The sequence below is a fragment of the Aliiglaciecola sp. M165 genome (genome assembly GCF_007197995.1).
In the GTDB taxonomy this organism is placed as follows: Bacteria; Pseudomonadota; Gammaproteobacteria; order Enterobacterales; family Alteromonadaceae; genus Aliiglaciecola.
Window position 1 is genome coordinate 359,093 of the sequence record NZ_VKKH01000009.1, and the last position, 20,988, is coordinate 380,080.

Annotated in this window: 20 protein-coding genes; 6 read left to right on the forward strand and 14 right to left on the reverse strand. The window is 44.8% G+C overall.

Features of this window, described 5'->3' with window-relative positions; translation table 11 throughout:
* Positions 1-112: 112 nt before the first annotated feature.
* From FM019_RS19200 to FM019_RS19220, 5 genes are all read left to right on the forward strand, one after another.
* Positions 113-364, forward strand: coding sequence for an exodeoxyribonuclease VII small subunit (locus FM019_RS19200; RefSeq protein WP_143837681.1), 252 nt, complete (start codon positions 113-115; stop codon positions 362-364).
* Positions 361-1,254, forward strand: coding sequence for a (2E,6E)-farnesyl diphosphate synthase (gene ispA / locus FM019_RS19205; protein ID WP_143837683.1), 894 nt, complete (start codon positions 361-363; stop codon positions 1,252-1,254). The genes FM019_RS19200 and ispA overlap by 4 nt, the downstream gene beginning before the upstream one ends.
* Before the next feature lie 24 nt (positions 1,255-1,278).
* Entirely contained in the window at positions 1,279-3,144 is a 1,866-nt protein-coding gene (dxs, locus tag FM019_RS19210) for a 1-deoxy-D-xylulose-5-phosphate synthase (protein ID WP_143837684.1), read from the forward strand.
* A gap of 168 nt (positions 3,145-3,312) precedes the next feature.
* Positions 3,313-4,242, forward strand: a complete 930-nt coding sequence (gene gspC / locus FM019_RS19215; RefSeq protein ID WP_143837686.1) for a type II secretion system protein GspC — start codon at positions 3,313-3,315, stop codon at positions 4,240-4,242.
* 267 nt (positions 4,243-4,509) lie between these two features.
* Positions 4,510-6,582: a TonB-dependent receptor gene (locus tag FM019_RS19220; RefSeq protein WP_185969351.1), complete on the forward strand. Its 2,073-nt coding sequence runs from the start codon at positions 4,510-4,512 to the stop codon at positions 6,580-6,582.
* A 111-nt stretch (positions 6,583-6,693) separates the two neighbouring features.
* On the opposite strand, the gene FM019_RS19225 is transcribed toward FM019_RS19220, so the two are convergent.
* Genes FM019_RS19225 through FM019_RS19235 form a run of 3 tightly spaced genes read right to left on the reverse strand, consistent with a single transcriptional unit; the run spans position 6,694 to position 10,214 of the window.
* Positions 6,694-7,284 carry a hypothetical protein gene (locus FM019_RS19225; RefSeq protein WP_143837689.1) on the reverse strand — a complete coding sequence of 197 codons (591 nt, stop codon included), beginning with the start codon at positions 7,282-7,284 and terminating at the stop codon, positions 6,694-6,696.
* Between the two features lie 45 nt (positions 7,285-7,329).
* On the reverse strand, positions 7,330-9,078 hold the full coding sequence (locus FM019_RS19230) for a hypothetical protein (protein WP_143837691.1): 1,749 nt from the start codon (positions 9,076-9,078) through the stop codon (positions 7,330-7,332).
* 17 nt (positions 9,079-9,095) lie between these two features.
* On the reverse strand, positions 9,096-10,214 hold the full coding sequence (locus FM019_RS19235) for a DPP IV N-terminal domain-containing protein (RefSeq protein WP_185969352.1): 1,119 nt from the start codon (positions 10,212-10,214) through the stop codon (positions 9,096-9,098).
* A 450-nt stretch (positions 10,215-10,664) separates the two neighbouring features.
* Here FM019_RS19235 and FM019_RS19240 point away from each other — a divergent pair, with 450 nt between their 5' ends.
* Positions 10,665-11,777 (forward strand): Gfo/Idh/MocA family protein, encoded by a 1,113-nt coding sequence (locus FM019_RS19240; RefSeq protein ID WP_143837694.1) that lies wholly within the window; start codon positions 10,665-10,667, stop codon positions 11,775-11,777.
* 36 nt (positions 11,778-11,813) lie between these two features.
* Here FM019_RS19240 and FM019_RS19245 read toward each other — a convergent pair whose 3' ends face one another.
* The 11 genes from FM019_RS19245 to FM019_RS19295 form a co-directional block, all read right to left on the reverse strand.
* Positions 11,814-12,302 (reverse strand): phosphatidylglycerophosphatase A, encoded by a 489-nt coding sequence (locus tag FM019_RS19245; RefSeq protein ID WP_143837696.1) that lies wholly within the window; start codon positions 12,300-12,302, stop codon positions 11,814-11,816.
* Complete coding sequence (thiL, locus tag FM019_RS19250) at positions 12,302-13,264, reverse strand: thiamine-phosphate kinase (protein ID WP_143837698.1); 963 nt, start codon at positions 13,262-13,264, stop codon at positions 12,302-12,304. The genes FM019_RS19245 and thiL overlap by 1 nt, the downstream gene beginning before the upstream one ends.
* A gap of 1 nt (position 13,265) precedes the next feature.
* Entirely contained in the window at positions 13,266-13,697 is a 432-nt protein-coding gene (gene nusB / locus FM019_RS19255) for a transcription antitermination factor NusB (protein WP_143837699.1), read from the reverse strand.
* Between the two features lie 3 nt (positions 13,698-13,700).
* A complete protein-coding gene (gene ribE, locus FM019_RS19260; protein ID WP_143837701.1) occupies positions 13,701-14,174 on the reverse strand; it encodes a 6,7-dimethyl-8-ribityllumazine synthase in 474 nt (157 codons plus the stop codon).
* 64 nt (positions 14,175-14,238) lie between these two features.
* Positions 14,239-15,336 carry a bifunctional 3,4-dihydroxy-2-butanone-4-phosphate synthase/GTP cyclohydrolase II gene (gene ribBA / locus FM019_RS19265; RefSeq protein WP_143837703.1) on the reverse strand — a complete coding sequence of 366 codons (1,098 nt, stop codon included), beginning with the start codon at positions 15,334-15,336 and terminating at the stop codon, positions 14,239-14,241.
* 46 nt (positions 15,337-15,382) lie between these two features.
* Complete coding sequence (locus FM019_RS19270; RefSeq protein WP_143837704.1) at positions 15,383-16,045, reverse strand: riboflavin synthase; 663 nt, start codon at positions 16,043-16,045, stop codon at positions 15,383-15,385.
* Between the two features lie 30 nt (positions 16,046-16,075).
* Complete coding sequence (gene ribD / locus FM019_RS19275) at positions 16,076-17,206, reverse strand: bifunctional diaminohydroxyphosphoribosylaminopyrimidine deaminase/5-amino-6-(5-phosphoribosylamino)uracil reductase RibD (RefSeq protein ID WP_143837706.1); 1,131 nt, start codon at positions 17,204-17,206, stop codon at positions 16,076-16,078.
* Positions 17,207-17,214: 8 nt separating this feature from the next.
* Positions 17,215-17,664 carry a transcriptional regulator NrdR gene (gene nrdR / locus FM019_RS19280; RefSeq protein WP_143837707.1) on the reverse strand — a complete coding sequence of 150 codons (450 nt, stop codon included), beginning with the start codon at positions 17,662-17,664 and terminating at the stop codon, positions 17,215-17,217.
* Between the two features lie 121 nt (positions 17,665-17,785).
* Complete coding sequence (locus FM019_RS19285) at positions 17,786-18,184, reverse strand: rhodanese-like domain-containing protein (RefSeq protein ID WP_143837708.1); 399 nt, start codon at positions 18,182-18,184, stop codon at positions 17,786-17,788.
* A 189-nt stretch (positions 18,185-18,373) separates the two neighbouring features.
* Positions 18,374-19,630 carry a serine hydroxymethyltransferase gene (gene glyA / locus FM019_RS19290; protein WP_143837709.1) on the reverse strand — a complete coding sequence of 419 codons (1,257 nt, stop codon included), beginning with the start codon at positions 19,628-19,630 and terminating at the stop codon, positions 18,374-18,376.
* A gap of 198 nt (positions 19,631-19,828) precedes the next feature.
* A complete protein-coding gene (locus FM019_RS19295) occupies positions 19,829-20,857 on the reverse strand; it encodes a Gfo/Idh/MocA family protein (protein ID WP_260681678.1) in 1,029 nt (342 codons plus the stop codon).
* Positions 20,858-20,988: the final 131 nt, after the last annotated feature.

Consider the following 20,988-nt stretch of genomic DNA (forward strand, 5'->3'; position numbering starts at 1 on the left):
TTAAATCCTTACTCCACGCTGTTTAAGGGCTAAAAGCCATTGACCCAACCTGGGGCCTCAGGTATCTTTCTCCCTCTTTTGAAAACCCCAAATTTAGAGGAAAAAGCTTACTATGAGTAACGCCAAAACCACTGACAACTTATCTTTCGAGCAGGCTATGCAAGAGCTTGAACAATTAGTGAAAGAAATGGAAAGTGGTGATTTGCCTCTAGAACAGGCGTTAGCAAAGTTTGAACGAGGAATTTCTCTCGCTCGGACCAGCCAAAGCATGTTAAAAAGTGCAGAGCAAAAAGTTCAAATTCTAATGAAGCAAAATGGTGAAGATCAATTGCAGGATTTACCACAAGAGTTAGACGATCAGTGAGTGTTCTGCCAAACCAACTAAAAGACTATCAGCGACGCGTTGATAGCCTTCTCGAAAAGAATATTAACAACGCTGGTGAACACGCTCCTAGACTGAAAAAAGCGATGCAGTATGCGCTATTCAATGGCGGCAAAAGAATGCGTCCTTTTTTGGTATATGCCACAGGTGAAATGCTTGGTGCTACATTGGATGACCTAGATTGTGCCGCAGTAGCAATTGAATGTATGCATGCCTATTCGTTAATCCATGACGATCTTCCGGCAATGGATGATGACGATATGCGTCGTGGCAAACCAACTTGTCACATCGCTTTTGATGAAGCAACAGCGATTTTGGCTGGTGATGCACTACAGACCATGGCATTTGAAATACTTGCCAACGCTCAATTTAAAATTGATACACCTAAATTGCCATTGCAATTGATCAAATTATTAGCCAGTGCCTCGGGCTATCGAGGGATGTGTGGTGGTCAAGCAATGGATTTGGCAGCAACAAATTCCGCCATATCAGAACAACAACTGAAACACCTTCATCAACTTAAAACAGGTGCCCTGTTAAAAGCAGCGGTTCAGATGGCCGCAGAAATCGCACCCGATGTAAGTACTGAATCGTATCAGCAATTAACCACTTTCAGTGAAGCTCTGGGGCTGGCGTTTCAGGTTCAGGACGACATTCTTGATGTGATCGGTGACTCCTCAACGTTAGGCAAACCACAAGGTTCAGACCAGGCACAAAATAAATCAACCTATCCATCGCTGTTAGGATTGCAAGGCGCAAAAAATTATTTGTCTGAACTTCATCAACAAGCCCTTCACGCACTAGACGCTTTACCTTACAATACTAGAGTTTTAGTCGCCTTTAATGATTTTATCGTTCAGCGCGACCACTAAACCAATAATAAAATTAGGCAATTCATGACACTCGACTTAGCACACTACCCTATTCTCGCCAAAGCTGGTACGCCAGAGGAGTTGCGTAAACTTCCTCAAGAGCAGCTGGAGCAGTGCGCTGACGAATTGCGCCAGTATTTATTGTCTTGTGTAAGTAAAAGCAGTGGCCATTTTGCTTCTGGATTAGGCACAGTGGAACTAACCGTTGCATTGCACTACGTTTACGACACACCATTTGACCGTTTGTTATGGGATGTTGGGCATCAAGCCTATCCCCATAAAATTCTGACCGGTCGTCGGGAAAGAATGACATCAATACGCCAGAAAAATGGATTGCATCCTTTTCCTTGGCCTGCAGAGAGCGACTACGATACTTTTGCAGTAGGGCATTCTTCGACATCAATCAGTGCAGCGCTGGGGATGGCGGTTGCCGCAGAAAAAGAAAAAAAAGGACGAAAGGTCGTTGCAGTGATTGGTGATGGAGCAATGACGGCAGGTATGGCCTTTGAAGCGCTCAATCACGGTGGAGACATCGACAAAGATCTGTTGGTGATCCTCAATGACAACGAAATGTCGATTTCAGAAAATGTCGGTGCATTGAATAGCCATTTAGCCCGTCTGCTAACCGGAAGTTTTTTCAATTCCATCCGTGATGGTGGTAAAAAATTACTCAGTAATGTTCCACCAATAAAAGAATTTGCCAGCCGAGCCGAAGAACATATCAAAGGCATGGTTGTGCCTGGTACCATTTTCGAAGAATTGGGTTTCAATTACATTGGTCCTATCGATGGCCATGACGTAAATGGCGTTGTTGGAACCCTGCGAAACATGCGCAATATCAGTGGCCCGCAAATTCTTCACGTAGTCACCAAAAAAGGCAAAGGATTTGAGCTAGCGGAAAAAGATCCAATAAAGTTTCACGCTGTGCCAAAATTCAATCCAAAGGAGCTAGAGCTACCCAAATCTGCACCCAGTGGCCCTACTTACTCTAAAATTTTTGGCGATTGGTTGTGTGACATGGCGGCACAAGATCCCAAACTCATGGCGATTACTCCCGCCATGCGTGAAGGTTCGGGAATGGTGAGGTTTTCACAAGAGTTCCCTGAACAGTACTTTGATGTTGCTATCGCTGAACAACACTCAGTGACATTTGCTGCTGGGTTGGCAAAAGAAGGGCTTAATGCTGTTGTTGCAATTTATTCTACATTTTTGCAGCGTGCATACGACCAATTAATCCATGATGTTGCTTTGCAAAACCTACCAGTCTTGTTTGCTATAGACCGTGCCGGAGTGGTGGGGGCTGATGGTCCGACACATCAGGGAGCCTTTGATATACCGTTTTTGCGGTGCATTCCAAATATGGTGATCATGACCCCCTCTGATGAAAATGAATGCCGCCAAATGCTGTTCACGGGTCACAAACTCAACCAACCCGCAGCCGTCCGTTATCCTCGCGGCACTGGCATGGGCGTTGATATCGATTCCAACATGAAGACAATTCCACTGGCGCAATCTCGTTCACTAAGAAGCGGCCAAAAGATTGCACTGTTAAACTTCGGTACATTATTGCCTCAGGTATTAAACGCTGCAGAAACGCTGAACGCGACTGTTGTTGATATGCGTTTTGTTAAACCTTTGGACACCCAAGCCATTGACACTGCTTGCCAAAACCATGATTTATTAGTCAGTATCGAAGATGGAGCCATCGCTGGCGGAGCGGGTAGCGCAGTGGGTGAATATTTACTTGCCCAACAAAAAACAAACAAATTGTTGCAGATAGGCCTGCCTGATGAATTTATCATGCAAGGCACCCAGCAAGAGATGTACGCAGAGCATGGTTTGGATGCTGACGGCATCGTGTCCAAAGTTAACGATTTTTCATCTAACTAACCTGAACTCGGGATTACTAGAATGTGCAGTGGCTGATCCACTGCTTTTTCCGAAATCACTTTTTTCTTGATCCCTTAAGCAAAAATAACGCTCAATCAATAGAGATTGCGAAAGCGAATTAGGCTTTTTAGCGCTATGCTTAATAAGGGACGAATATTCGTGATTTAGATGACTACCGGCAGCAATAACACAATACACATCTGGCCTTTTTATGGCAAATTCAAACAACAACTCCATCTTGTTGTTGCCACTTTATTGCTGCTGTATTTATTAATTTTTACCGTCGATTTAACGTGGCGTCTACTTCAGTCAGACCAATCAAATATTAAGGATGATTTGTCTGACACTATTGCAAGCAATAGTTCATATAGTCCCTCGCAGGTAACAAATATCACACAACTCAAGCAGCTAAATTTGTTTGGAGATCAATCCGCACCTGCAGCCACAGAAGAAAAGCTACAATCTTTAACCAATGTGCCTGAAACCAGACTAAAATTGGTGCTTTCAGGTGTTGTTGCGTCAAGCGATCCTGAGATCGCCGCTGCGGTTATAGAACATAGAGGTTTGCAAAATACATACGGTATAGATGACCAAATAGACAATACTAACGCAACCCTAGAAGAAGTTTTTTCCGATCGCGTCATTATAAAAAATAGCGGGCGAAGAGAAACGCTCATGTTAGACGGTTACGACATTAATGAAGTATCAAATAGACGGGAGAAAATTAAGGTCGCAAGGGCCGAGTCCAGAATGCAGCCAATAGATGAGATATCTGCAGAGGAAGCTGAAATAGCAATAAAGTTACAAAATAGCACTGCTTCCATTCGCGATTTCATAGAATTTTCTCTCCATCGGAAGGATGGAGATATCGTAGGTTTGCGTGTCGACCCAGGCGAAAAACCTGATATTTTTCAACAAGCTGGCTTTCAACCCGGTGATATTGTCGTGTCGATCAATGGATTAGAATTAGCCGACCCTCAACAAATACGGGAAGCAATAAATCCGTTACGGCGCCCTCAATCATTGCAGTTATCCGTTGAACGAGGTGACGACTCAATCACCCTGTATTTAGATATATCCGCAAGCGGATCGAACTAAATCGGCTTTGACACGTGTTGCTTCATTGTTGGTACAAGAACCTCTAATGTGAATACTTTTTTATAACGTGTAGCCGTCGATATGCGTAATAACTTATCCCGTTAAATTAACCTATTCAACACTTTCATAAGAGTTTATTTTTTAGTCTCTTTTTGACTAAAAAACAACCATTTAGGTTTGGAAAAATTTCAACTTACATGAAATAATTTGATAAGGCTAGATTGGAACTTCGCTACGAAAAATAGCCAGTATTCAAGGAGAATGGATATGTTTCCCAACATAAAAAAAAGTGCCTACTGCGTCGCGATAGCCACGAGCTTAGGACAAGCCCATGCAGAATCGAATGACATCCCAGAAATTATCTATGTGACAAGCGAACGGATCGTCACAAACCGTCTCGACACGCCCTATTCTGTTTCGCAAATATCCAATCAAGATATTCAGGAACAAAACTTTCGCAACCTACCGGAAGTGTTTGAAAGTATTCCCGGCATACTTGTTCAAAAAACAGCATACGGCCAAGGTTCCCCTTATATTCGTGGGTTCACAGGGTTTCGCACGCTGTTCCTTATCGATGGTATTCGGTTAAACAACTCGATCTTTCGTGAAGGTCCCAATCAGTATTGGAATACTGTTGATTTAGGTTCTATCAGTAAAATTGAATTAGTACGGGGCGCTAGCTCGTCTCAATACGGTGCAGATGCGATTGGCGGAACGGTTCAGGTGTTTAGCCAACAACTAAATTTAGGAGAGATCCAACCAAACGATACCTTTCATTTTAATTATCGTGGCGCAAGCGCAGAAGAATCACATCAAGTGTCAGCGGGTTACGTCCGGGAATCAGGAGAGACTGCCTTTCGATTTGGTGCAGGCTTCAAAGATTTTGGTGACTTGACACGTGGAGGCGGAATTGAGCAACCCAATACGGGTTACGATGAATATAATGTTGATGCAAAATTTGCTGTGCAAATTAATCCTCACTGGATATTAACCACTGCCGCTTTTCTTACTCGTCAGGATGACGTGCCAAGAACCCATAAAACCATAGATTCCACCTCTTTTGCTGGCACTACCATTGGCAACGAATTGAGGCGTGATTTGGATCATCGCCGATTACTGACTTATGCAAAAGTCACGGGTAATGGTTTGGGCGGCGTTGTCTCAGCGGCCGAATTAACCCTCTCTTGGCACTCTCAAGAAGAAAGTCGAGAGCGCCTTAGAACCGGAGATCGATTTGATGCCCAAGGTATCGAAACCGACACCTTGGGGCTACAAGGTCAGTTTGTGTCCAATTTTGATTGGGCAAGACTGATTTATGGCATTGATTATTATGTTGACCACGTGTCCAGCTATTCTTCTCGAAACGAGATCCAAGGACCGGTTGCTGATGACGCCACTTATGAGTCACTGGGTATATATGTACAAGGTCGAAAAGCACTCTCTGACAAACTAGATTTGCTGGCAGGCATAAGATTTACCCACGTAGATGTTGAAGCTAATCGGGTGAGCGATCCAAATTCTGATAGTCAGATCCGTGTTAAAAACAATTGGAGTAATCTTGTTGGAAATCTGATGCTCAATTACCGAGTAGACAGAAACCAAGCATTACATGCCGGCGTATCACAAGGTTTTAGGGCGCCCAATCTATCGGATTTAACCCGTTTTGACAGTGCTCGAAGTAACGAGTTTGAAATTCCGGCAACCGATTTAGATGCCGAGCACTTCACCAACTTTGACGTTGGTTATAAATATCACTCCGCAGCATTCGCCGCCGATTTCTCTGCTTATTACACCATCGTAGACGACCAGATTGAACGCGTTCCAACAGGCATGCAAAATGAAGAGGGTGAATTTGAGATCAGTAAAGAGAACATTGGTGATGGTTACGTTTACGGTGCCGAATTGAACCTTGAATACCAGATAGTCCCGACCTTAAGCGTGCAAGGTGCACTGGCTTATTTACAAGGTAAAGTCGATACCTTTCCAACCTCAGAAAGACTGGTTGAGCGGGAATATATCAGTCGATTAATGCCGACAACAGCCCATTTATCCATGCGCTATGACGCCAATCAGATGCCTTGGTGGATGACTGTCAGTCTAATCGCTGCAGAAAAAGCGGACCGACTCTCCACACGAGATCAATCAGATACAGATCGCATTCCGCAAGGCGGAACTCCGGGTTATGGCGTAGTAAATTTTCGGGCTGGTTATCGATTTAGCGAACAATTAACCTTTAACTTTACCTTGGAAAATTTGCTAGACAAGGACTATCGAATACATGGTTCGGGACAGAATGAAGCGGGTCGTAATTTTGTGTTAGGCATTGTTGGAGAGTTTTGAGAACCTGAGAAAATAGCTTTCCACTTACTACCCTTTTTTCACAACACAAAAATGCCACCTTCAATTGAAGGTGGCATTTTTAATTGCTAAGCATATAAGTCGAAATACCCTTTAGCGATTGTGCTGGCGGCGGAACACCAAAAATAGCGGGACCATCAACAGAGCCAATATACCGGGTTCGTTGATAATGCCATTAGCGATAACTGCACTAGTGGTACCCATTGGAAAAATTTCGAATCCAAATGCGTCGCTAAGTACAGAACGCCCGAAACTGACTTCAGTAGATGTGCCATCCGGCAATACATCAACAGAGAAATCAATCGATGCAAGGGTAAAATCAGAGGGTTGCAATGCATCCAGCTCAAAATCAAACAACAGGCTTACAACAGCCAAGTCAATGACTCCGCCTAAATCACCAAAACTAAAATCAATTGCCTCACCTAATCCAAAATCACCTAATAAGCTGCCGACTGTAATATCCGTAACAGATAACGCAGCCGCGTCGTACAAGATGTCTAAATCAAAGGCTCCTAACGAATCTGGACCACCTGCATCCAATCCACTTACCACAATATCTATGGTGACTGAATCACCCGGCATGGCATCAGTAAAACCTGGTACCGCCGAAAGGATCACAGCAGCACTTGCGTTGGAAGCAAACAACAACAGGCAACCAGCCACAAAGTGTTTTAAAAATTTCATAGTATTTACTCCATTTTTTCCATCAACAAAATTTAGATGTGCCGCTTACGGCGCACATCTAGGATTGGTACAAAGTACTGCACATCTGCGAGCATCGAGCACGTTAATTACCCCATCTCCGTTTACATCAAGTAATGGATCACCTGGGGGAACTGGTGTATTTCTGCTACCACTGATTAGACGCACATCAAATACATCTACCTGGCCATCCGCATTCGCATCGCACATTAAGTCGTCTTGCGTGGCGACACTTAGATCAGACAGTATTGGTGAATCGCCAGCAGCATTAGGTCTTAACACAGCGCGAACTTGAATAAATTGCCCAACTAAGGCAAGGCCAGGAGCTCCGTTGCCGACAGGCGCATAAGCAACTAATCCCAATCCAGCTTCGGAATCTGCAACGCGCGCTTCAACTTCGATGCTTGCGCCAGCAGGCACATTGCCTTGAGGTTCGCCGTTCCAACTTACCGAATCCCATTCGGTTCCGGCAGCACCGCCATCAGTGATAATGGTCCAAATGCCTGAAGGGTCGGTTTGAGTGCGTGCGCCAAATCCTGTTGCATCGCTGTAAGTATAAGGGGCTCTTCCAACAGGTACGGTAGAAATAAAGTTACAGTCATTGTCATACTGGGAGACGGAATTGGAGCCAGTATTGATTGTCCAGATGTTATTACCTTTACCGACTATTGGACCGCGACCACCTAAGGTACCAACAGAACAATCGGGTGTCGTATTCAGATCCCCAGTAGCGGGATTAACAGAAAATTTTCGAAGGGTTGGTGTACCAAACCAAACGTTACCAAAACCATCTACCTGCACACCCGTACCACCAAAAGCGATACTTGTTTGTGTTGTACCCGTTGCCGGGTCAAAGGCATGTAGCGTGTTGCCAAGATAGACACGGTCATTGCCAACCGCGATCCCGTAGTTGCTTTGTATGGTTCGGTTTGTAGTCCAGGTATCAGTATTGGTATCAACTTCAACTAGCGTCGATCCTAGCGAAGCTCCCCATAACCGACCCGAGGCATCCACGGCACAGCCGTAATTGGTGGTATTAGTCAGTATTGGACCCGCAAGCGGCGAACCGTTGAGATCAAACTTCCAGTATTCGCGGCCGCTATACGTGCCTGCCCACAAATTGCCGTCGGTGTCCAAGCACAATGAACGACCTAGATCACTTGGGTCACCAAAGGTAGTCACCCAAATGACTCTCTCATCTCGGTATTCACTTACTTGAATGATGCCGTCGGCATTGTCATCAATCACCGGTAACATTTCATCTGGCGTGATTGCGCAGTCGCCGTTTAGATCAGTAGACGTATCAATAACACCATTGCCGTTACGATCAACGCCGCCTTCAACAGCAATTTTGAGCAATTCCGGCGGTCTTCCACCACTAAAATTACGATTGGCAACATACAAGTTACCTTCAGAATCTACGGCCGACCTTGACGGTGCGGGTCCCGAAAAAGCGCCATGATTGGCAAGGGCTGTCGGATCACCAAATGCGGTTAAATATCGTGCTTCTTCGCAACCATTGCCTCCATCGCCATCGGTGTTAACCCGAGAGATGGTATCCTCTCCAGCGTTAGCTACCCAAAGCACTGGGAAGGTATCCCCTACGGTATTAAGCTGAAGTTGATCGCTATTTGGTGCGTCAAAGTTGACCGAATTAAGCGTACCTAACGCAAAATCTGCGTCGGTGGTATAAGTTGTCGTGGCCGCATAAGCGCTGCTGGCAAAAAAGCATGCCGATAAGACCCCGGTTAATAACGCTAGCTGTGTTTTTTTCACAAGTTCCTCCTGTGCCTTTATCGTCGAGCCAATTGTTGGCCAGTCATAACAGGCTTTTTATTTGGAAGTACTTCAGGTCTTGGAATCGGTTGGCTTTGATACCCTATGGCAGGAGCAAGCGGTATAAGCTGCTCAGTGCCGAGATCTAAAAGGTAAATGTTCGAAAAACGTTTCCCATTCCAATTGCTGTGCAAAATACTGTTATCATTCAGCCAGGTTGGATCCCCTGCTTGATAACGACTGTCCGTAATACAGCGTTGCTCAGTTCCATCTTCCTGCATTAAACATATTTGAGTGCGACCATACTGGCCGCGGTTAGACATAAACATAATGACATCACCAGACGCCGACCACTTGGGCTGAACGTCTGAAGTGTAGGTATGAGTAAGTTGAAATTCTTGATTTAGATTTAAATCGTACACGTATAGGTTGTAACGATAATCTCGGCGCGAATGAAACGCGATTTTGGTGCTATCAGGAGACCAGTCAAAGGCACCGTCTTCTGATTTTTTATGTGAGGTAAGTTGACGATTTTTCGCGCCATCCAAAGAAGTGATCCACAAGTCTGCTTTGTGAGATTTCCCAAAGTTTTGATAAGCAATCCACTTTCCGTCTGGTGACCATGTTGGCAGACTGGACATGTATTGGCTGTCCGTAACTTGGGTGATTGTGCCGGTACTTCGATGCCACAAAAATATTTGTTCTACACCGGAGCGTGCAGAATTAAAAGCAATAAACTCTCCATCAGGTGACCAACTGGCTCTGCCGTCAAAACCCGGGCTATTGCTAATATTTACCAGGCTCGTACCATCTGCATTCATTAAATAAACTTCAGTATTGCCCTTTATGCGATTAGAGGTGAAAACGATTTTGTCACCCTGAGGTGACCAACTTGCTTCATAATCGTCGCTACTATTATTCGTCAGTTGTATCAACCCAGTTCCATCCAGCTTGGTGAGATAAATTTCGCGATCACCATCCTGATTAGACACAAACAATGCTTCTTTTGGTGCCGAATAAGTCTCTAATACATCATTTTTACTGAATTTTTGTTCATGCAGGGAGCATGAGAGCAGAACGCTCAACGTAAGACAACACACCACACTTTTTAACAATCCATGTGTAAGCAGCTTCACCAATTAGTCTCCGATTTTAAAAAATGTTTATTAACACTCTCGTTTTAATCGCCAACAAATCAACTGCAGCTTCCTGTTAATGGATGCAATAAGATGTCGTGAATGTACGCCCTGACCATATAGATCATTTACTACATTAAAATTTAGGCTACTCTATAAAGTAAGCATATTTTGTTCCACTCTAATAAAAACATACAAATCAACTGGTTACTTTTTGATCACTTGTAAAGTCGCGCCCAACTGTAAAATATTTTGACAAAAAAAATTTACCCAACTAAATCGCTCAGACTGTTAGCGTGTTTTTAATCGAACATAGTTAAAATGTCTGGATGTATCGAAAATTTGCTTGCACGCGTGCGTCGTCTCATCGTGCGGTAAATCACCGCATAAGCTTTGTTATCTGTTTTTGGACTGCTAGATTATTTCTATCAAACTAAGGGGGTGACTTTCATGGCACTAATGACTCGTCGCAAGATCTTGCAAGGGTTTTCAGCACTCGCAGCTAGCTCTTTTGGGTTTAGTGGAGTATCCTCTTTGGCGTTTTCTCAATCGAAACTCCGGTCGGTGAATAAACCACAATTAGGCATTGCTCTGCTGGGGTTGGGCTATTACAGCCGAGATTTATTAGCACCTGCTTTACAACTAACCAAACATTGTAGGTTGACGGGGATCATTACTGGTAGCCCTCATAAAGTCCCAGTCTGGCAAAACAGATACGCTATCAAAAATAGCAATGTGTACTCTTACGACAACCTAGCTGATATCGCCAACAACGATGAAATCGATGTGATTTACGTCGTTACGCCTACTGCTACACACAAAAAATTCACACTTGCTGCAGCCAGCGCTGGCAAACACGTTTGGTGTGAAAAACCCATGGCAATGACTGTCAAAGAATGCATGGCGATGCATCAAGCCTGTGAGAAGAATCAAATGGCTCTGACTTTGGGTTATCGAATGATGCACGAACCAAATACGCGTACCCTGGCGAACTATATTAACAATCAGCCTTTTGGTCCGATTCAGTCCATGGTCAGTGAAGCAGGATACGCAGGCAATGGCTTAGCGCAAAGTAACTGGCGCATGGACCGGAGCATGGGCGGTGGTGCTTTGTATGACATGGGAGTTTATACAATAAACGGTGCTCGATTTATGACTAGGCAAGAGCCTATCTCTGTGTCCGCTTATCACGAAATGAACCACCCTAAATTTGTTCGCGCTGATGACACAACGGTTATGCAGTTAGAGTTTAAAGAAGGTGTCGTTGCACATTGTCGAACCAGTGTGGTTAAAAGTTTTAATCAATTAAGAGTGAATTGCCAATCAGGTTGGTATCAACTTACACCTATGCAAAGTTATTCCGGTGTCGCTGGACGTGATAGCAGCGGTCGCAATTTAGCGCCATTTAAAGGTAATCAACAAGCAAATCAAATGGACAACGACGCGCTGGCGCTAATGGGCAAAGAACCTTTCTTAACAACCTATGTGGATGGGATGCGAGACGTACACGTTATCGAAAAAACATTGGAGGCGGCAAAAACAGGCGCGACAATTCAAATATAAATCTTTTGGATATGTATTGCCAACTAAAGGTGTCGTTCAAATCCAGTTGAAATAAAGCACCAGGTGCATAGTAGCTAAAGCAAACACTCCGGCAATAATATCGTCTAACATAATGCCAAAACCGCCATGTACGTGCTTATCTACAAAGCTGATGGGCCAAGGTTTGACGATATCAAACAATCTAAACAGCAAGAACCCTAACACCATTGTTTGCCAGCTTATCGGCACCGCGATTAGGGTAATAAACAGTCCAGCAACTTCATCCCAAACGATTGCGGAATGGTCATGGACTTGCATATCCTGTGCGGTTTTACCACACAACACAATACCCATTACGCAGACTATGAGGGTTAACGCAATATAGCTACTTACGTCCAAGCTTGTGGCACTGATCAAGACCAAAGGTACCGCTGCTAGCGTGCCAAAAGTTCCTGGCATAAACTTAGCTAAACCAGAGCCAAATCCTAGCGCGAGGAAATGCACAGGATTGAGAAGAGAAACTCTCGCGCGCAATTCAGGAATCATTAGTTAAAGTGCTCAAATCCAGATCGCTGTAGTGAATATGCTTCGTCATTCAGTCGAAGCTCGAGCTTTTGCTTAACACCGTTTAACTGACCTATGCAAGTAGCATTAATGTTGGCATTGGCCAAGGCGATATCAAGATTGCCTTTTTGCTCTTCACTCACGGTAAATAGCAATTCGTAATCATCACCAGAGCTCAGTGCATAGCGATAGGCTTCTTCGATATCAACGGCTTCTTTTAACGCTATAGACAATGGCAGTTTTTCGACAAATATTTTAGCGCCACAATCGGATTGCTTGAGTATGTGCATGACATCTTTTGCCAAACCATCAGAAATGTCGATGCAAGAAGAAGCGATTCTGCGAAGCGCTGTACCCGCTAGTAATCGAGGCGCTGGATAATTCAGGCGGTTAACCAAATAGGTTTCACAATTTTCGGAAACGCTTAATTCACCTTTACTGATGTCCAAGCCTGCCCCCGCATCACCTAAATTGCCGGTGACATAGAGCAAATCACCTGGACTGGCGCCACTGCGGCGCAAAGCTTGGTCCTGAGGAATAAACCCTTGAGCCGTCACAGTGATACTTAGCGGCCCTTGAACGGTATCTCCGCCTATTAATTGGATTGAATAGTATTGGGATAAATCAAACAAAGAGCGAGAAAAACCTTCCAGCCAGTTTTCATCAACTTCAGGCAGGGAGAGCGCCAAACTAAACCAGGCCGGTTCAGCGCCCATTGCGGCAAGATCGCTCAGGTTGACCGCAAGCGCCTTGTGAGCAATGGCTTCAGCGGGGGTATCATGAGGGAAATGGACACCCGCGATTAACGTATCAGTGGTGGTCGCCAGATTTTGCCCTTCAGGCACACTTGTCACTGCACAATCGTCACCGATGCCTAACAGGACATCCTTGCGCTGATGGCTTTGTTGAGCGAAAAATCGCTCGATTACATCGAATTCTTTCACGTTAGCCTTTGTAGGAAACTTCGTCTTTACGCAACGTTTTAATGGCCTTGTCGAGCACACCATTGATGAATTTATGACTTTCTTCGGCGCCAAAAGATTTAGCCAATTCGATGGCTTCGTTAATGACGACTTTATATGGGACATCCAGTCTGGCTGTAAGTTCGTAGCATGCGATCCGCAAAATTGCTTTTTCTACCACGTCCAGCTCTTCAGGCAAACGTCCCAGGTAGGGCTTGATAGCGGCATCAAGAGCTTGGGTGTCGTTAACCACCGAGCGCAATAATTCTTGAAAATATCCCATATCGACTTTGGACATGTCATTGCTTGTTGCCATGCCCAATTCTATCTGTTCAACAGGGTTTTGAGTCATTTGCCAGGAGTAAACAGCCTGAACCGCTAACTCTCTTGCTTTTCTGCGCGCAGATGGCTTCACAAATTACGCCTCTTCAATCTGAGCAACAACGTTGACCATTTCTAACGCGCCCATTGCAGCTTCAGCGCCTTTATTGCCCGCTTTAGTGCCAGAACGTTCAATGGCTTGTTCAATGCTGTCTGTGGTGATCACACCAAAAGCAACTGGAATGCCATACTCTAGAGAGACTTGGGCAAGGCCCTTGTTACACTCGCCAGCGACAAAATCAAAATGTGGAGTACCACCGCGTATAACTGCACCCAAGGCGATAATTGCGTCGAATTGTTTTTTCTCAGCTAATTTTTTAGCCACAATGGGTAGCTCATAAGCACCCGGTACTCTAACCAAGGTAATATCTTGTTCGTTGACTTCGCCAACACGCTCTAGCGTATCTAGCGCGCCATCAACCAAACTTTCAACAACAAAGCTGTTAAAGCGAGAGACAACCAAGGCAAATTTTTTGCCTGTTGCGCGAACATTACCTTCGATGATATTCATGATTTATGAGTCCTGTGAGAAAACGGCGCGCATTGTAGCACACCGCTGACGAAACAAAAATGGATTAATAAACGTAATCGACCACTTCGAGACCGTAGCCAGAAAGAGCATGATATTTTTTAGGCTTGCTTAACAGACGCATTTTGCGCACGCCTAATGTGGCCAGAATTTGACTACCTACACCGACGGTTCTTGAGGTGCCTTGCCAACTTGCGTTCACGGGCTTTTTACCATTGTCTTCAGCTTCGAATTGCTGCACCTGAGCGATCAAGTCTTCCCCTTTGCCCAGCAACACTAAAACACCGCCTTCATTAGCAATTTTCTGCATCGCTTCTGGCAATCCCATACTGCGATCAATAGAACGCTGTGAACCGAGTAGATCACTAAAGGTATTTTGTAAATGAACACGCACCAAGGTAGGGGTTTCACCGTCTATTGGACCTTTACACAAGGCAAAATGAACCTGATCATCGATAACGTCTTTGAACGTGACCAAATCAAATTCACCGTAGGTAGTAGGTAGCTTGCAGGTGGCTACCTTCTCAATAGTCGTTTCGTTTAAATTTCTATATTCGATCAGGTCGGCGATGGTGCCCATTTTTAGGTTGTGTTTTTGCGCAAACACCTCAAGCTCTGGGCGACGTGCCATACTGCCGTCATCGTTTAATATTTCAACGATGACTGATGCAGGTTCAGCCCCCGCTAATCTCGCAAGATCAACGCCAGCTTCGGTATGACCCGCCCGGTTCAACACTCCCCCTTCTTTTGCTATCAGCGGAAAAATGTGACCTGGCTGAACTATATCCTCAGCAGAAGCATCTTTGTTGACCGCGGCCAATATGGTTCGTGCTCTGTCGGCTGCGGAAATTCCGGTAGTTACGCCTTGTGCCGCTTCTATACTAACCGTAAAGTTTGTAGAAAATTGCGCGCCGTTGTTGTCTACCATTAGCGGTAGATTAAGACGTTGACATCTTTGCGCAGTCATTGGCAGACATACCAAGCCTCGAGCGTGAGTCACCATAAAATTGATCGCTTCAGGAGTGACATGCTCGGCAGCCATAATTAAATCGCCTTCGTTTTCGCGATCTTCATCGTCCATTAAGATAACCATTTTGCCTTGACGAATGTCTTCGATTATCTCTTCAATGCTGTGTAATGCCATGATGTAGGGGTCTCTTTGAATTTTTGTTGTTATTATTAGTTAAATGTTATTTAAGGTAGCCGTGTTTGGCCAAAAAGGACATGTCGATTCCTTCGCCTTGTGAACTCTTTGCAGCCTTGTCACCCATCATTAGTCGCTCTAGGTAACGGGCTATCAGATCCACTTCCAAATTCACGCGACTACCAACTTCGTAGGTGCCGATGATGGTTTCCTGCAAGGTATGAGGGATGAGAGTAAGCATGAATTTGGCGCCATCCACGTCGTTTACCGTCAAACTCACACCATCGACGGTAATTGAGCCTTTTTCGGAGATATATTTTGCTAAGTCATCGGGCGCTTGGATCCAGATCTCCAACCAACGATCAATGGGGTTAATCGCAACGATTTTGCCTACACCGTCAACATGTCCACTAACAATATGTCCGCCAAATCTCGACGTTGCCTGCATGGCTTTTTCTAAATTAACTTTGCTGCCCACATTGTAATTGGCGAATCCAGAACGTTTTATCGTCTCCGGTGAGACATCAACGCTGTAATGTTTATCTGAAAAGTCGACAACAGTTAGACACACACCATTGGTGGCAATACTGTCACCCAAGGCAACGTCTGACATGTCTAATTTGTCGACATTGACAGTTAAACGTATGTCATCACCTTTTGGTTGAAGTTTGGTAATTGTACCTATGTCTTCGATAATTCCTGTAAACATGTCATCTCAATATTAGTGGGATAGGCCGGTTTATCGGTCTTTAAACAACGCAGTGAACTTAATATCTTCACCTACCTGACGAATCTGTGACCATTGGAGTTGTTTGGCCTGTTGCATTTCGGTTAACTCGTCCATCACAAATAAATTTTGCCCTTTGTCGCCTAACAATTTGGGCGCTTGATACAAAATCAACTCATCAACTAAATTTTGTTGTACCAAAGCACCGGCTAACATTCCGCCCGCTTCAACCCAAATCTGGTTTAATTGCCACTGACCAAGAAGCTCAAGTAAATGATGTAAATCAAGTTTATTGCCTTTGCTAGGGATTTGACTCTGCTTAACATGATCTGGCAACTGAGGGTTAAACACACGGTTAACCACATGAGTTTGACCGTCTAAATCAAACATTTTTAGTTGGCCTGTTAATTGGTTTTTACCATCGAGAATAATGCGTAAGGGTTGCCTGAGTTGATTGGCTTCGATCAAGGATGTTGCGGCGCCCAGCTCATCATAGCGGACATTGAGACTGGGATTGTCGGCAAGCACTGTGCCTGAGCCAGATAATACAGCACAACTAAGCGCGCGGTGAATTTGCACATCTTGTCGGGCCGCAGGCGATGTTATCCATTGACTTGTTCCGTTTGATAATGCGGTTTTTCCATCTAAACTAGCCGCAAGTTTTACGGTGACCCAAGGCCGGCCCGTTTTCATTCGTTTGATAAAACCCCGATTGAGTTTTACTGCCTCAGATTCAAGTAATCCATGAGCGACATCAACATGGTTTTTTTCGAGCAGTGCAAAGCCTTGACCAGAGACATTGGGATTTGGATCAACCATGGCGGCCACGACTCTTGTGATCCCCGCCTTCACCAAAGCTTCTGCACAAGGTCCAGTGCGCCCATGATGAGAACAAGGTTCTAACGTTACATAAGCGGTAGCGCCATTGGCCTTATCTGCAGCTTGGTTGAGCGCATGAATTTCCGCGTGAGGGGTTCCGGCCTTTTGATGCCATCCCTCGCCGACTATTTCGCTTTGATTCTTTACAATCACGCACCCGACGTTAGGGTTGGGTGTAGTGGTAAAGCGACCGTGTTTTGCAAGTTGTATCGCGCGGGCCATCATTTGATGGTCAAATAGGCTAAAGTCTTCTGAACTTGGCATTACAGCTTTCAGTCACCGAGTTTGGCAATTTCTTCGCCAAACTCTCGAATATCTTCAAACGAACGGTAAACCGAAGCAAATCTAACATAGGCAACCTTGTCCAATTCTTTGAGTGCATCCATAATTAGGCTTCCTAGGAACTCACTACTTATTTCGCGCTCTCCTGTCGCGCGTAAAGCAGACTTAAGCTGACTGATACAATGCTCGACCTTTTCAGTGCTCACCGGACGTTTCTCCAGTGCGCGCATCAACCCTGCCACCAATTTGTCTTCATTAAACGGCTCTCGAGAGCCATCACGTTTGATGACTCGTGGCATAACCAGCTCAGCCATTTCAAAAGTTGTGAATCGCTCATGGCAGCCTGTACATTCGCGTCGACGACGCACTTGATGACCTTCCGCCACTAAACGGGAATCGATCACTTTGGTTTCGTGCTCAGAACAAAATGGGCATAACATACACAGACGCCACTAAGGTCAAGAATAATGCCCGCTACGCTATCAAAAAATTCCTTCTTTTTATAGGGCTAGTGACAAATTCAGCATACAGAGAGGACTTTTTCATTAGCCTAGGTGCCGATTAATGATCAGTGACCAGTTCAAACCCCTCATCCAGCCACCCCGTTACTCCCCCAATCAATTTTTTAACCGGTCGATTCAACTGCGCCAACTTCAGCGCCGCTTTGTCGGCGCCATTGCAGTGGGGCCCTGCGCAGTAAACAACAAACAGCGTATCAGTAGGAAAGGTGTTTAATGTATCTGGATTGATATTTTTATGCGGCAAGTTTAGGGCATTAGGTAAATGACCTTCTGCAAATAATATGGCACTGCGGACATCAAGCAAGACAAAGTCCTGTCGATTGTTCGACATTGCGAAGTGGGTGTCCCAACAATCTGTTTCGTAACTCAAAAGGCTGGCAAAATGCACTTGGGCCTGAGCAGCGTTGGCGGCGGGAACTCGTGAAACAGCTGATGACATATTAATCTCCAATGTGTTGTGGAGTGTTTATTCTGTCAGATACTTCGTTGAGCGATAGTGGCTTAATCGACAATCTTCGATAGTTTTTAGCCAAAATAACCGCTCCCCTAACTTTGCCTTCTGGTATGTGTGCAATTTAAAGATACAAAAAAGCCGCACTAAAGTGCGGCTTCTCGGCAGTATCGAGACTTACGCGTAAACAGGGAATTGTTCACATAGCGTAACGACTTCCGCTTTAACACGTTCAATGGTGCTTTCATCTTCAATGTTATCTAACACGTCACACATCCAAGTCGCCACTTGCTCTGCCTGAGCCTGGCCAAACCCGCGACGGGTAATCGCTGGTGATCCAATACGTAATCCGCTGGTCACAAATGGAGAACGGGGGTCGTTGGGAACCGAATTTTTATTAACTGTAATGTTTGCTCTACCAAGGGCCGCATCGGCATCTTTACCCGTAATATCTTTATCGATTAAATCAAGTAAAAACAGATGGTTATCGGTACCATCAGAGACAATCTTGTAGCCACGTTGTTGCATGACCGCAACCATAGCCTGGGCATTTTTAACGACTTGCTGTTGATAGGTTTTGAATTCAGGAGCAAGTGCCTCTTTGAAGGCAACCGCTTTTGCAGCAATAACGTGGCACAAAGGCCCACCTTGATTACCAGGGAAGACAGAACTGTTGAATTTTTTGTACAGCGTTTCATCACCACAAGATGACAAAATTAAGCCACCGCGAGGGCCTGCCAAGGTTTTGTGCGTTGTTGTGGTGACAACGTGCGCATGAGGCAAGGGGTTGGGGTAAACGCCTGCTGCAACTAAACCGGCAACGTGAGCCATGTCGACTAATAAATATGCACCGACTTTATCCGCGATTTCTCTGAATTTTTGCCAATCAACAATACCAGAATATGCAGAAAACCCACCGATGATCATTTTAGGTTTATGCTCGAGAGCCAAGGCTTCAACCTGCGCCATATCGATTTCACCGCTTTCTTCGTTCAATCCATATTGAACAGCATGATAAGTTTTACCTGAGAAGTTAACGTGTGAACCATGGGTCAAATGACCACCATGTGCCAAACTCATACCCAACACAGTGTCACCTGCTTCAAGTAGCGCCATAAAAACCGCAGAGTTCGCTTGGGAACCTGAATGTGGTTGCACGTTCGCGTAATCGGCACCAAATAATTGTTTCGCACGTTCGATGGCTAGATCTTCAGCGATGTCGACATACTCACAACCGCCGTAATAACGTTTGTGCGGATAACCTTCTGCGTACTTGTTGGTTAATTGAGAACCTTGTGCTTCTAAAACACGCGGGCTGCAATAGTTTTCTGACGCAATCAATTCAATGTGGTGCTCTTGGCGTTGAGTTTCCTGTTCAATCGCGGCGTACAACTCGGGATCAAAATCAGCGATATTCATCGAACGTTTTAGCATGGTGTCTCCTCAACATCACGGCACATTTTCATAAATGTGCGGGCAAAATCGGTTGTTTGTCTAAAGGCAAACGACGGGATAAAAAACGAGCGCCTATTCTAGTCATTTTGAATCTGTTGTACATAGTTAAAATGCATTACTCATAACAATATTTTTCATCCCGTGTAGTGTAATTCTGCCAGCAAAAACACTGACCGTTCAGTCACAGGATTCTATATTGTCAGGAAATGCCAAACCGATTTGTTGGCGGATTTCGTCAAGTGTCTTCATTACCCCAATACTGTCTTCATGGGACATACGTGGATCACACAAACGACCGTCTACGATTGATTCCATTGTCGAGGCAATTTGATATTCAAAGCCATTTATTGGATGAGGAAAGTTCTCCGTCGCGACACAACGTTCATCTTTATACAAACTAGCGCTGTTACCATTCCAAAAGCAGTGAGGCAAAAGGATGTATCCCTTTTTCCCGTGTATCGTCATTGCATTGCTGCATTGGGCGCCGATTGTGCAGGTAAATTGACTATGGATATTTCCGGGGTGACGCAGGTTAACAAGGGTGTTTTGATCAACGCCATCCTTATTGATCATACCCATTGCTTGAACTTTAGTCGGATGAGACCCAATTAGATATTGACTGATACTCGTGCTGTAGACACCCAAATCAAGAATTGCGCCTCCGGCTAATTCAGGTAGCGTCAAGCGATGATTACGTAAATGAGAAAAAGCAAAGCCAATTTGCGAAGTAATATATTGCAGCTCACCTATCTCGCCACTATCGATCCAAGTTTTGACCTTGGCGAAACAGGGCATATAGCGGCTCCACAACGCCTCTTGAAATACGCATCCTTTTTCTTTAGATAAAGCCACTAACGTTTGAGTTTGTTGAGCGGTCACGGTTAGCGGCTTTTCCATTAACACATGCTTACCGGCGTCTAAGCAAGCTTTGGCATGTTGAAAATGATGAGAGTGAGGTGTTGCAATGTAAATAACATCCACCGATGGATCTGAAACAATTTCTTGGTAGTTGCCGTAACTTATCTCGGCTGCATATTGTTGCGCAAAATCTTCAGCTCGCGCTTTGTTGCGGCTGGCCACTGCATAAAGTTCTCCACCTTGGGTTTGTGCCAACGCTTGGGAAAATTGATGTGCAATGCCTCCGGGGCCTATAATTCCCCACCTAATTGATTCGTGCTCATTCGACATCATTTGCTCCATTTTCATTAAAATATTTTTCACCCTAAGCTTATTCTGACGAGTCACCCGAAGAAATCCAGTATGTCAGCGAAGAAAAATCAATGCCGCCATTGGCGAGACTGACAGAGTCGATTACACTATTAGCTTGTTTAATAACC